Raw genomic sequence first — 12,597 nt, 5'->3', positions numbered from 1 at the left:
TGCGGGCTTCAGCCTTCGGCGATGCGCTTCGCGAGGTGAGCCAGCGCTTCCTCGACCTGGTCGACCAGCACCAGGGCCAGGTCGCCCGGCTGCAGCCTGGCGAGCGCCGTGTCGATGGCGATGAACTCGCCGCGGATCTCGTCGATGTTGCGCGTGCGGCTGGCGCCCTGCAGGCCCTGGCGCAACAGGCCCATCACCTCGCCGTCGGCGCGGCCGCGCTGGGCGGCGTCCTGGTAGAGGATGACGTCGTCGAAGGCCTCGCCGAGGATGGCGGTCTGGTCGCGGATGTCGCTGTCGCGCCGGTCGCCGGCGCCGCTGATGACCACCGAGCGCTTCTTCGCGGGCATGGTGTCCACGGCCGACACCAGCGCGCGCATCGCATCGGTGTTGTGGCCGTAGTCGGCGATCACGGTGGCGCCGCGGTAGTCCATCACGTTGAAGCGGCCGGGCACGCCGCCCGGGTCGCTCTTGAAGCTGGCCAGCCCGCTGCGGATGCTGTCCCAGTCCAGTCCCACGGCCCAGGCGGCGGCCACCGCGGCCATGACGTTGTCGACCTGGAAGCCGATGGTGCCGTTGCGCGTGAGCTGAACGTCGCGCAGCGGGATGCGCTCGCGCCACGAGCCCTCGGCCGCGACGATCGCGTCCTGGTCGACGAAGACGGTGCGCTTGCCCTGGGCGCGGTGCGTGGCCATCACGGGGTGCTGGCGGTCGCGCGCGAAGAAGATCACGCTGCCGGGGCAGGTCGCGGACATGGCGGCCACGTTGTGGTCGGCGGCGTTGAGCACCGCGTAGCCGTGCGGCGCCACGTTGCGCACGATCACGCGCTTGAGCACGGCCAGGTCTTCCACGGTGGTGATGTAGTTGAGGCCCAGATGGTCGCCGCTGCCGATGTTGGTGACCACCGCCACCTGGCAGCGATCGAAGCCCAGGCCTTCGCGCAGGATGCCGCCGCGCGCCACCTCGAAGACGGCCGCGTCGACGTCGGGATGCAGCAGCACGTTGCGCGCGCTCTTGGGGCCGCTGCAGTCGCCGCTGTCGGTCTGGCGGCCGTCGATGTAGACGCCGTCGGTGTTGGTCATGCCGGTGCGCAGGCCGCTGCCGGCCAGCAGGTGGTTGACCAGCCGCGCGGTGGTGGTCTTGCCGTTGGTGCCGGTGACGGCCACCACCGGGATGCGGCCGTCGTCGCCGTCGGCGAAGAGCGTGTCCATGACCGCCTCGCCCACCGGGCGGCCGCGGCCGAAGGACGGCGAGATGTGCATGCGCAGCCCCGGCGCGGCATTCACCTCGACCACGCCGCCGTGCTGTTCTTCGAGCGGGCGCACGACGTTCTCGCACACCATATCGACGCCGCAGATGTGCAGGCCGACCATCTGCGCTGCGTCGATGGCGCGCGCAGCCACTTCGGGATGCACGGTGTCGGTGACGTCGGTGGCGGTGCCGCCGGTGGACAGGTTGGCGTTGTTGCGCAGCACGACGCGCTGGCCCAGCGCGGGCACGCTGTCGGGCGCGAGGCCCTGCGCTTCCAGGCGGCCCACGGCGATGTCGTCGAGGCGGATCTTGGTCAGCGAGGTCGCGTGGCCCTCGCCGCGGCGCGGGTCGAGGTTGACCGTTTCCACGAGCTGGCGCACGGTCTGGCGGCCGTCGCCGATGACCTGGGGCGGATCGCGCCGCGCGGCGGCGACCAGCTTGTCGCCCACCACCAGCAGCCGGAAGTCGAAGCCCGGCAGGAATTTCTCGACCATCACCTCGCCGTGCTCGGCAGCCGAGTCGTAGGCCGCGGCGAGCTGCTCGCGCGTGACGATGTTGACGGTGACGCCCTTGCCCTGGTTGCCGTCCTGCGGCTTCACGACCACCGGCAGGCCGATCTCCTGCGCGGCGGCCCAGCCGTCGTCGACGCTGCTCACCGGGCGGCCCAGCGGCACCGGCACGCCGGCGGCGTTGAGCAGCTGCTTGGTGAGCTCCTTGTCCTGGGCGATCGATTCGGCCACGCCGCTGGTGCTGTCGACTTCGGCGGCCTGGATGCGGCGCTGCTTCGAACCCCAGCCGAACTGCACGAGGCTGCCGCTGGTGAGGCGGCGGTAGGGGATGCCACGGGCCACGGCGGCATCGACGATGGAACCGGTGCTCGGACCCAGGCGCTCGTCCTCGTCGAGGTCGCGCAGCTCGGTGATGGCGGCGGTGGCGTCGAAGGCGGTGTTGTTCTGCGCGGCGGCGATCAGCTGGCACGCCAGTTCGAGCGCGCGCCGGCCGACGGCTTCTTCGGTGTACTGGAAGGTGACCTGGTAGACGCCTTCTTCCGTGGTGCGCGCGGTGTGGCCGATGTTGACCGCGCAGCCGGCCTGCGCCTGCAGCGCCACCGCGGCGTTTTCGAGCACGTGGGCGAGCGACAGCGGCTGGCCCAGCACGATGGGGTGCAATTCGCCGATGGTCGGGAACAGCGCGCGCAGGCGGGGCTCGAAGCCGGTCAGTCGCTCGACCGCGTTCTCGTCACCCGCGCAGGCCACGACGGCCTCGATGCAGGTGTGACGGCTCCAGAGATTGGGCCCACGCAGGGCACGGACGCGTTGAACTTCCATGATGAAGAAGGCAGTGCGCCGCCGGCGGCCCCGTGGCGGGGCCGGCCGGTCAGGCGAGTTGTTGCTCGGGCGAAAGAAGGGACTGTTGGGACAGCTGCAGCGAGGCGAGGGCGGCTTGCAGGTCGGCTTCGAAGGCTTCGGCGCCGGCGCCGATCAGGCTCAACGGAATGCCCATGGCCCAGCCGGTCGCGACCGCGGCCAGCAGGCTGGCCAAGCTGACGCCGGCATGCGTGGCGCGCCAGATGGTCAGGCGGCCCAGGCCCGGCAGGAAGGATTCGCTGGTGCCGGTGGCCAGCACCACGCGGTCTTGCCGCACGATCACGGCCTTGCCGCCCGCGGCACGGTGCGCTGCGAGCGCCTCGGCTTGCGGGTCGACGCTGTACAGGATGACGTCGCCGTCGCACAGCGGCGCCAGGCCCGCGACGCGCGGATCGGCCGCGTTGAGCACGGCCGTGCCTTCGGGCAGCACCACGTCGACCTGGGTGCGCAGCACGCGCACCATCTGGTCGCTTTCGAAGATGTCGTAGTGCGACAGCGCTTCGGCGCCGTCGAGGTCGGTGACGATGCCGACCTGGCAGCGGTCGTAGGCCAGCCCGTCGCGCAGGATGGACTCGGCGCCGTTTTCGATGACCACGGCCTGCACGGTGCGGTTCATGAGCAGGCGGCGGCCGGCTTCCCAGCCGGCGCTGTCGCGCGCGTCGACGCGGCGGCGTTCGAGGAACAGGCCGTCGGCGCAGGCCAGGCCGGTGTAGCGGCCGGAGAGCCCGACCAGCCAGGCCACGAGACGAGCGATGACTTCGGGGTCTTGCGAGCCCGCGACGCCCACCACCGGAATGCGTCCTTGCGTCTCGCCGGGGAACAGGTGGTCGCAGATGGCGCGGCCCACGGGGCGGGGCGAGCCGACGGCGGGCTTCAGGTGCATCAACAGGCCGGGGCCGGCATTGACTTCGACGATGCCGCCGCCCTGCGGGCCGAGCGGCTGCGCGATGTCTTCGCACACGAGGTCGATGCCCGCGATGTCCAGGCCGACCACGCGCGCGGCCAGCTCGACCATGTGGGCGACTTCGGGATGAACCGCATCGGTGCAGTCGATGGCGACGTTGCCGTTGCGCTGGATCAGCACGCGCTGGCCGGCATCGGGCACCGACTCCGGCTCCAGGCCCTGGCGATGCAGGTCGGACAGGATGGCGCCGTCGCGCGCGCCCAGGCGGGACAGCGGGAAGTCCTCGGTGTCGCCGCGGCGCGGGTCGCTGTTGATCTGGCTTTCGATGAGGGCGCGCACGTCGGAACGGCCGTCGCCGGTGATCCACACGGTCTCGCCGCGCGCGGCGGCCACCAGGCGGCCACCGACCACCAGCAGGCGGTGCTCTTCGCCGCGGATGTAGCGCTCGACCAGCACTTCGCTGCCGTGACGTTCGGCGACGCCGAAGGCGGCTTCGATGTCTTCCTGCTTGCTCAGGTCGAGGATGACGCCGCGGCCATGGTTGCCGTCGGAGGGCTTGACCACCACCGGCAGGCCCAGCTCCTGCGCCACTTCCCAGGCCTCGGCCGGGCTGGCCACCGCCTGGCCCTGGGGCACCGGGATGCCGCAGCCCGCCAGAAGCGACTTGGTGAGCGGCTTGTCGCTTGCGATCGATTCGCCGATGGCGCTGGTGTAATCGGTCTCGGCCGTCCAGATGCGCTGCTGGTTGGCGCCGTAGCCCATCTGCACCAGGTTGCCGCTGTTGAGGCGCATGTAGGGGATGTCGCGGTCGATCGCGGCATTGACGATCGCCTCGGTGCTCGGGCCGAGGTAGCAATCGTCGACCTTGTCCTTGATGAGTTCGATGGCCTTCTGCACGTCCTGCGGGCCGATCGGGTCGTTGTTGATGGCGGCCATCATGATGCGCAGTCCCTCGGCCAGCGCAACCCGGGCGACTTCTTCGTCGCGCGAGCGGAACACCATCCGGTAAATGCCCGACACCGAGGTCTCGCGGGTCTGGCCGAAGCCGGTCGCCATGCCGGCCAGGTTGAGCAGCTCGATCACGACGTGCTCGAGCACGTGGCCCGACCAGGTGCCTTCGACCAGCCGCTGGATGAAGCCGCCGCGCTCGCCCACACCGCAGTGGTGTTCGATGAGCGCCGGCAGCAGGCCGGTCAGGCGGTCGGCGAAGCCCGGGATCTTGTTGGACGGGTATTCCTCGAGCCGGCCCAGGTCGAGCCAGACCTCCAGCACCGGGCGGTAGGTCCAGATGCTCGGGCCGCGCAAATAGTTGATGCGAAGCAGGCGAATGTCGTCGAAACGGGTCATGGGAACGTTCGTTGTGCTTTGGCCGAGCACTGCGGCGCTGTCATACGCGCCCATGGCCATCGGTCAGAATCGGCGCCCGGCGGGTGCCATGAAGTGGCCCTTTGCTGGCCGAAGACACAGAAACACAATGCAACATCACGATCCAGTCGAGGCCCCGGAGGGCGTTGAAGAGGAGGCTTCAGGCGCGCTGAAAAGCCGGCTTCGAACCGCGGAAAACGTTCTGGCGACAGTGCCGGTTGACCTTGATAGTGAACTTCGGTTTAACCCCGGACTTCTTGCGCTGACCGATCGGCGGGTGCTCGCCCGCGATGCCAAAGGGCGCTGGACGGAGTGGCCGCTCGAGCATTCCGGCCTGGAACTGCAGTTCGGCGACCATGCCGGAATAGGCACGCTGGACCTGTGCGACGGGCGGGTCCGACTGGCCCGCTGGCGTTACACACTGGCACATCAAGCCGCAGCCTTGCGGCTGCAAAAGGCGTTCGAACAGCGGGCTGCCGGTGTCACGCAGGCGACAGAAGTCGACTCTGACGAAACGTCTTCGGAGGCCGAGCTCCAGACCCCGCCGTCGACCTGGGTATTGCTTCGCCTCGGCCGCTTCGCGAGGCCTTATCGAAAGCAGCTTCTCATCGGGTTTCTCCTGACTTTGGCTTCGACCGGCGCCACGCTGGTGCCGCCCTACCTCACGATCCCGCTGATGGACGACGTGCTGATTCCGTTCCAGAACGGCCAGCAGATCGCCGTCGGCAAGGTTGCCATGTACCTGGGCCTGTTGCTGGCCGCGGCCCTCACCGGCTGGGGGCTGGGCTGGGCCCGCACCTATCTGCTGGCGCTGGTGTCCGAGCGCATGGGCGCCGACCTGCGCACCACCACCTATGAACACCTGCTGACCTTGCCGCTCGATTACTTCGGCGGCAAGCGCACCGGCGACCTGATGGCGCGCATCGGCTCGGAGACCGACCGCATCAACGTCTTCCTGTCGCTGCACGCGCTCGACTTCCTCAATGACGTGCTGATGATCACGATGACCGCGATCATCCTGATCTCCATCAACCCGCTGCTGGCGATGGTGACCCTGGTGCCGCTGCCCTTCATCGCGTGGATGATCCACACGGTGCGCGACCGGCTGCGCACCGGCTTCGAGAAGATCGACCGGGTGTGGAGCGAGGTGACCAACGTGCTGGCCGACACGATTCCGGGCATCCGCGTGGTCAAGGCCTTCGCGCAGGAAAAGCGCGAGGCCGGGCGCTTCCGCGCAGCCAACCAATACAACCTGCAGGTCAACGACAAGCTCAACCGCACCTGGTCGCTGTTCACGCCCAGCGTGTCGCTGCTGACCGAGATCGGCCTGCTCGTGGTCTGGGGCTTCGGCATCTGGCAGGTGGCGCGCCACAACATCACGGTGGGTGTGCTGACGGCCTTCGTCGCCTACATCGGCCGCTTCTACACGCGCATGGACTCGATGAGCCGCATCGTGTCGGTCACGCAGAAGGCGGCGGCCGGGGCCAAGCGCATCTTCGACATCCTGGACCACGTGAGCAACGTGCCCGAGCCGCTCGACCCGGTGAAGGTCGAGCGCGTGGAAGGCCGCATCCGGATGCGCGACGTGGGCTTTCGCTACGGCAGCCGCGCCGTCATCCGCGACCTCGACCTGACGATCGAGCCCGGCGAGATGATCGGCCTGGTGGGCCACAGCGGCTCCGGCAAGAGCACGCTGGTCAACCTGATCTGCCGCTTCTACGACGTGACCGATGGCGCCATCCTGGTCGACGGCACCGACATCCGCCGCTTCGCGGTGGCCGACTACCGGCGGCACGTGGGGCTGGTGCTGCAAGAGCCCTTTCTGTTCTTCGGCACCATCGCGCAGAACATCGCCTACGGCAAGCCCGATGCCTCGCGCGAAGAGATCGTGGCTGCGGCGCGCGCGGCGCATGCGCACGACTTCATCCTGCGGCTGCCGCATGGCTACGACTCGCTGGTGGGCGAGCGCGGGCAGGGCCTGTCGGGCGGCGAGCGGCAGCGCATCAGCATCGCGCGGGCGCTGCTGATCGACCCGCGCATCCTGATCCTCGACGAGGCCACTTCGGCGGTCGACACCGAGACCGAAAAGGAGATCCAGAAGGCTCTGGACAACCTGGTGCAGGGCCGCACCACCATCGCCATCGCGCACCGCCTGTCGACCTTGCGCAAGGCCGACCGGCTGGTGGTGATGGACCGTGGCGAGATCGTCGAGGTGGGGCCGCACGATGCGCTGATGGAGCAGCAGGGCGCGTACTGGCGGCTCTACCAGGCGCAGCTGCGGCAAGCCGACGACGAGAGCCCCGGTGCGGTGGCCGAGCGCACCGGCGTGGCAATCGCGCTGGGCGGGCATGCGGCGCATCCGGCGGGGGATGCGTGATGCTGCCGATCGAACTCGAACGCGATCCCTTCGGCCGCCTCGTCCTGATCGACGCAGAAGGCGTTCGCCACAGCGGCGTCGTCCCTGTGCGCGCCTTTCCCCTCACCGCACCCGACGAAGGCTTGTCCCTGGTCGGCAGCGAAGGCCGCGAGCTGCTGTGGGTCGACCGCGTGGCCGACTTGCCCGAGCCCATGCGCACGCTGCTCGCCGAAGACCTGTCGGCACGCGATTTCGCGCCCACGCTGCTGAAGCTGCACGCGGTCTCCAGCTTCGGCGTGCCCAGCACCTGGACCGTGAGCACCGACCGCGGCGACACCAGCTTCGTGCTCAAGGCCGAAGAAGACATCCGCCGGCTCGAAGGCGGTGAACTGCTGATCGCCAGCGCGCACGGCGTGCAATTTCGCATTCCCGACGCGAAGGCGCTCGACCGCGCGTCGCGCAAGCTGCTGGAACGTTTTCTCTAGGCCGCGGTCGATCCAGCCCATGCACACTACCGCCCTCGTCCTCTTCTCCGGCGGCCAGGACTCCAGCACCTGCCTGGCCGACGCGCTCGCCAAGTACGAGCGCGTCGAAACCATCGGCTTCGACTACGGCCAGCGTCATCGCATCGAACTGCAAGCGCGGCTGACAGTGCTGGTGCACCTGCGTGAACGCTTTCCCGATTGGGCGCCGCGGCTCGGCGAAGACCATCTGCTCGCTGTCGACGTGCTGGGCCAGATCAGCGATTCGTCGCTGACGCAGGCGATCGCTTTCGAAATGCAGACGGGTGGACTGCCCAACACCTTCGTGCCGGGGCGCAACCTGCTCTTCCTCACGCTGGCGGCCGCACTGGCCTACCGGCGCGGTCTCGAGGTGATCGTCACCGGCGTCTGCGAGACCGACTTCTCGGGCTACCCCGACTGCCGCGACGACACGATGAAGGCTATGCAGATCGCCCTGTCCCTGGGCATGGAGCGGCGCTTCCTCATCGAGACGCCGCTGATGTGGATCGACAAGGCCGACACCTGGGCCATGGCGCACCGGCTGGGCGGCGATGCGCTGGTCGAGCTGATCGTCGAAGACACCCACACCTGCTACCTGGGCGACCGCACGCACCGCCAGGCCTGGGGCTACGGCTGCGGCAGCTGCCCGGCATGCGAGCTGCGCGTTCGCGGCTGGGAGCGCTACGCCGCGGCCCGTGCAGAGCGCGCCAACTAGGTCCGCGCGCTACGAGGCCGCGGGCTGCGCTTCCTGCAGCCGGAAGGCGGCACCGTCCGCCTGGTCTTGCGGCTGCAGCTTCCAGCGCCGACCGTGGTGCTCGCCCAGCGTGCTGCGATGCGCGATCGAGACGATGCCTCCGCCGGCGCGCTTCACCATGTCGATCAGCCGTTGATAGACGGTCGCCTCGGCGGGCTCGTCCAACGCGCTAGTGGCCTCGTCCGCCAGCACCCACGCAGGCTTCTTGAGCAGCACGCGGGCGATGGCCAGGCGCTGCCGTTCGCCGCCCGACAGCTTCTGGCTCCACGCGTCCTTGCGGTCGAGCTGATCCGCCAGTTGCGGCAGCAACGCCTGCTGCAGCGCTTCGCGCAGGGCCGCATCGTCGTAGCCATCCGCAGGCTCGGGGTAGGCCAGCGCGTCGCGCAGGCGTCCATCGGGAAAGTAAGGCTGCTGCGGAATGAACATGGTGTCGGCCGGCAGCGCCACCTTGCCGCGCGCATGCGGCCAGATGCCGGCCAGTGTGCGGAACAGGCTCGATTTGCCGCTGCCCGAAGGCCCGTGCACCAGCACCGTGTCGCCTGGCGCCACATGCAGCGTGGTCGGCGCCAGCAGGGCCCGGCCGTTCGGCAGACCGATGCTGACGGCGCTGGCGTCGATCGCACTGCTGGCGGGCGTGCGTTCGAAGCCTTCGGCTTCCCTGGACTGGACGGTCAGGCTGTCCTCGAAGCCGGCCAGGCGGTCGCTGGTGGCCTTCCAAGTTGCCAGCGTCATGTAGTTGTCCACGAACCACGACAGCGAATCCTGCACCCGGCCGAACGCCGAGTTGATCTGCATCAGCTGCCCCAGTTGGATCGCGCCGCTGAAGAAGCGGGGCGCTGCGACGACGAGCGGAAAGATGATGGCGGCCTGGGCGAAGAAGGTGCTGAACCAGGTGAGGTTCTTCTGGTTGCGGATGAGGCGCAGGTAGTTGTTCATCACGTCGGTGAAGCGCAGGTCGAGCTGGCGCCGCTCCACGTGCTCTCCATTGTCCAGCGCGATGGCCTCGCTGTACTCGCGCACGCGGATGAGGTGATGGCGGAAGTTGGCCTCGAGCATCTGCTGCTGGAAGTTGAGGCCCACCTGCGGCTTGCCGATCCAGTGGGCAATGGCGCTGCCCACCACGCAGTACACCACTGCGGCCCACACCATGTAGCCGGCGATCTCCCAACTGCCACCGCCGGGCAGGGGCACGGTGAGCGAGCCGCTCAGCGTCCACAGGATGCCCACGAAGCTCACCAGCGTCACCAGCGCATTCAGGATGCCCATCGACAGTGTCACCGTGTAGGTGGTGAACAGGTTCAGGTCTTCCTGGATGCGCTGGTCGGGGTTGTCGGGCAAACCCTCGTGGCCGGAGGTGTAGCGTGCCAGCTCGAGTCGGTAGAAAGCTTTGTGCTGCAACCAGCGCTGCAGGTAGTGCTCGGTCATCCACACGCGCCAGCGTAGCTGGAGCATCTGCGTCAGATAGAACTTGTAGACCGCGATCACGATGTAGATCAGCGCCAGCCAGCAGAAGCGAACGATCTGCTGCCAGAACACGGCCTGGTCCTTGTTTTGCAGCGCGTCGTAGAACACGCGGTACCACTCGTTGATCTGCACGAGCATGAAGACCGCGCCGAGATTGAGAAGCACGATGGCCAGCAGCAGCCCGCGCGCGCGCCATTTCTGGTCCGACTTGAAGTACGGCGACGTCAATGCGCCGATGCGGCGCAGTGTCGAAAGCAGGCTCTGCGAGCGGGTGGAAGCATCGTTCATGGGCGGCCCGTTGGGATTGGTGGCGCGCAGGACGGCGCCCTGCGGGCATCGTAGCGCCCGCGGCCGCTGCAGTCTTAAGCCGTGCTGAAACCGCTCCGCGTCTAGGCTACGCAGCGGCAGGCGGCACGAGCACGTTGCTGATGCCGCTCGACACATGCCCCGCCGGCACATGGCGCGCGGCGGCATCGACGTGGCCGGTCTGGTCGTCGAAGAAGAAGTCGGGTTCGAACTCGCGCAGGAACTCGCCCTTGGGCAGGCCACCAAGGAACATGGCCTCGTCGACGCGGATGTTCCAGTTCATCAGGGTCCGGATCGCGCGCTCGTGGGCCGGTGCGCTGCGCGCCGTCACCAGTGCGGTGCGGATGCGCATGCTGGCGTTGCCGGCCTGCTGCAGCCGGTGCAGTGCCGACAGCAGTGGCTTGAAGGGGCCTTCGGGCAGCGGCAGCTGGGCCTTGGTCGACTCGTGCTTCTGGAATGCGTCCAGCCCCTGGGCCTGGAACACGCGCTCGGCCTCGTCGCTGAAGAGCACCGCGTCGCCGTCGAAGGCGATGCGCACTTCGTTCGGGTAGGCGTCGCTCGCATGCACCGACTCCACCAGCACACGCGCCGCCGGAAAGCCCGCAATGAGCGCCTCGCGCACGTCTTCGGCGTTGACCGACAGGAACAGGTGCGCGCGCAGCGGCCGCAAGTAGCCGAAGGGCGGGCGGCCCTGCGTGAACACGCCGCGCTGCAGCGAGATGCCGTTGGCGCTGCCGGAGCGGAACACGCGCATGCCCGACACCGGATCGTTGCGCGAGAGGATCACCACTTCGACCCGCTGCACGCCGTCATCGTTGAAGCGCATCAGCTTGCGCACCAGCGAATACGCGATGCCTGGCCGCGCCGGCACGTCGAGGCGTTCGAGCTGCAGCTTCATGTAGCCGGCGTCGTCGCCGGACTCGAAGATCTTGTTCTCTTCTTCGAGGTCGAACAGCGCCCGCGAGGAGATCGCGACCACCAGCTTGTCGTCGAGGGAGACCGGCATCGGAGGCTACTTCACGAATTGATTGAGCTGGATGATGGGCAGCAGGACGGCCAGCACGATCAGCATCACGACACCGCCCATCGCAACGATCAGCAAGGGCTCGAGGACCGTGGCCAGGTGCATCGCGCGGCGCTGCACTTCGGCACCGAGCTGGTTCGATGCGCGCTGCAGCATCAGGGGCAGCGTGCCGGTCTGCTCGCCCAGGCGCGCGAACATCGAGACGATGCCCGGAAAGCGCTTCTTCTGCGCCAGCGCCGAGGCGAGCGGCGCACCTTCGCGAACCAGCACCAGGGCATCGAGCGCGTCGGCGCGCATGGCCTTGTTGCCCAGCGTTTCGGAGGCGGCTTGCAGCGCGCGCAGGATCGGCACGCCGGCCGTGGCCAGCATGGCCAGCGTGCTCGCGAAGCGCGCCGCGTTGTAGCCGCGCGAAAGACGACCGACCAGCGGCAACTCGAGCCATGCAGCGTCGAAACGTTCGCGAAAGGCGGCACGGGCCAGGGCCATGCGTGTGCCGATGGTCGCCAGCACGATGACGCCGAGCATCAGCCAACCGTAGTTGCGCACGAAGGCGCTCAGCGCGAGCATCGCCACCGTGAGGAAGGGCAGCGCCCGCTTCGTGCCCGCGAAGACGTTGGCCACCTGCGGCACCACGTAGCTCACGAGAAAGATCACGATCACGATCGCGACCAGGGTCACGATGGCGGGATAGAGCGCGGCGCCGACCAGCTTCTGCTGCAGGGCCTGGCGCTGTTCCAGGTCGTCGGCCAGGCGTTCGAGCACCAGGCCGAGATTGCCGCTCTGCTCGCCCGCGCCGATGACGGCCGTGTAGATGGGCGAGAACTCGCGCGGATGCTGCGACAGCGCGCGGCCGAAGGGCGACCCGGCGTTGACTTCGGCGCGCAGCGAGGCGACGAGGTTGCGCTGCTCTTCGGTTTCGGATTCGTCGGTCAGCGCGGTCAGGGCCCGTTCGAGCGGCAGACCGGACGAAACCAGACCTGCAAGCTGTCGGGTCCATACCGCGAGGTTGGTGGCGTTGAAGACGCGGCGCCGGCCCAGCACGCGGTTCCATCCGCTTGCTGCGGGCGCGCCGCTCTCGACGCTGCCCACCACCGTCACCGACAGTGGCACGAGGGCTTGGGCGCGCAACATGCCGCGTGCGCTGCGCGCGGTGTCGGCCTCGAGGACGCCCTTGCGGGGCTGCCCCTGTTGGTCTATGGCTTCGAAGGAATAGGCGGGCATGGGGACTGGCGGCAAAATGCGCGAGCCCGCATTGTCGGCCTTCGGCGCGGCTCTTTCCGCGGCCCGGCCGTCATGGGGCTTTCAC

9 protein-coding genes are annotated in these 12,597 nt (G+C 68.6%); 3 read left to right on the top strand and 6 right to left on the bottom strand.

Annotation, left to right across the window (positions count from 1 at the left end; translation table 11 throughout):
• Window positions 1-8 precede the first annotated feature (8 nt).
• From cphA (B0W80_RS06785) to B0W80_RS36480, 3 genes are all read right to left on the bottom strand, one after another.
• A complete protein-coding gene (cphA, locus tag B0W80_RS06785) occupies window positions 9-2,576 on the bottom strand; it encodes a cyanophycin synthetase (RefSeq protein WP_076998356.1) in 2,568 nt (855 codons plus the stop codon).
• A 49-nt stretch (window positions 2,577-2,625) separates the two neighbouring features.
• On the bottom strand, window positions 2,626-4,866 hold the full coding sequence (gene cphA / locus B0W80_RS06780; RefSeq protein WP_256856508.1) for a cyanophycin synthetase: 2,241 nt from the start codon (window positions 4,864-4,866) through the stop codon (window positions 2,626-2,628).
• 178 nt (window positions 4,867-5,044) lie between these two features.
• Window positions 5,045-5,242 (bottom strand): hypothetical protein, encoded by a 198-nt coding sequence (locus B0W80_RS36480; protein ID WP_373038338.1) that lies wholly within the window; start codon window positions 5,240-5,242, stop codon window positions 5,045-5,047.
• Between the two features lie 267 nt (window positions 5,243-5,509).
• Between B0W80_RS36480 and B0W80_RS06775 the strand changes: the two genes are divergently transcribed.
• The 3 genes from B0W80_RS06775 to queC are packed head-to-tail and all read left to right on the top strand — an operon-like array spanning window position 5,510 to window position 8,458.
• The gene (locus B0W80_RS06775; RefSeq protein WP_373038335.1) at window positions 5,510-7,261 is read left to right on the top strand and encodes an ABC transporter ATP-binding protein; all 1,752 of its coding nucleotides are present in this window, start codon (window positions 5,510-5,512) and stop codon (window positions 7,259-7,261) included.
• A complete protein-coding gene (locus B0W80_RS06770) occupies window positions 7,261-7,725 on the top strand; it encodes a DUF1854 domain-containing protein (RefSeq protein WP_076998354.1) in 465 nt (154 codons plus the stop codon). The genes B0W80_RS06775 and B0W80_RS06770 overlap by 1 nt, the downstream gene beginning before the upstream one ends.
• Window positions 7,726-7,744: 19 nt before the next feature.
• Complete coding sequence (gene queC, locus B0W80_RS06765; protein ID WP_076998353.1) at window positions 7,745-8,458, top strand: 7-cyano-7-deazaguanine synthase QueC; 714 nt, start codon at window positions 7,745-7,747, stop codon at window positions 8,456-8,458.
• Window positions 8,459-8,467: 9 nt separating this feature from the next.
• On the opposite strand, the gene B0W80_RS06760 is transcribed toward queC, so the two are convergent.
• The 3 genes from B0W80_RS06760 to gspF all read right to left on the bottom strand — a co-directional run bounded on the left by B0W80_RS06760 (window position 8,468) and on the right by gspF (window position 12,512).
• Complete coding sequence (locus tag B0W80_RS06760) at window positions 8,468-10,249, bottom strand: ABC transporter ATP-binding protein/permease (protein ID WP_076998352.1); 1,782 nt, start codon at window positions 10,247-10,249, stop codon at window positions 8,468-8,470.
• Window positions 10,250-10,355: 106 nt separating this feature from the next.
• Complete coding sequence (locus B0W80_RS06755; RefSeq protein ID WP_076998351.1) at window positions 10,356-11,273, bottom strand: 5'-nucleotidase; 918 nt, start codon at window positions 11,271-11,273, stop codon at window positions 10,356-10,358.
• Between the two features lie 6 nt (window positions 11,274-11,279).
• On the bottom strand, window positions 11,280-12,512 hold the full coding sequence (gene gspF, locus B0W80_RS06750; protein ID WP_076998350.1) for a type II secretion system inner membrane protein GspF: 1,233 nt from the start codon (window positions 12,510-12,512) through the stop codon (window positions 11,280-11,282).
• Window positions 12,513-12,597: the final 85 nt, after the last annotated feature.

Origin of the sequence: Variovorax sp. KK3, from assembly GCF_001984055.1 — a bacterium.
Taxonomy (GTDB): Bacteria; Pseudomonadota; Gammaproteobacteria; order Burkholderiales; family Burkholderiaceae_C; genus Variovorax.
This window is presented reverse-complemented; position numbering and strand designations above follow the sequence as displayed.

Bases quoted from the DNA above. Each gene is read 5' to 3' on its own strand.
- cphA (WP_076998356.1), bottom strand. From the start codon at position 2,576: ATGGAAGTTCAACGCGTCCGTGCCCTGCGTGGGCCCAATCTCTGGAGC.
- cphA (WP_256856508.1), bottom strand. From the start codon at position 4,866: ATGACCCGTTTCGACGACATTCGCCTGCTTCGCATCAACTATTTGCGC.
- B0W80_RS36480 (WP_373038338.1), bottom strand. From the start codon at position 5,242: ATGGTCGCCGAACTGCAGTTCCAGGCCGGAATGCTCGAGCGGCCACTC.
- B0W80_RS06770 (WP_076998354.1), top strand. From the start codon at position 7,261: ATGCTGCCGATCGAACTCGAACGCGATCCCTTCGGCCGCCTCGTCCTG.
- queC (WP_076998353.1), top strand. From the start codon at position 7,745: ATGCACACTACCGCCCTCGTCCTCTTCTCCGGCGGCCAGGACTCCAGC.
- B0W80_RS06760 (WP_076998352.1), bottom strand. From the start codon at position 10,249: ATGAACGATGCTTCCACCCGCTCGCAGAGCCTGCTTTCGACACTGCGC.
- B0W80_RS06755 (WP_076998351.1), bottom strand. From the start codon at position 11,273: ATGCCGGTCTCCCTCGACGACAAGCTGGTGGTCGCGATCTCCTCGCGG.
- gspF (WP_076998350.1), bottom strand. From the start codon at position 12,512: ATGCCCGCCTATTCCTTCGAAGCCATAGACCAACAGGGGCAGCCCCGC.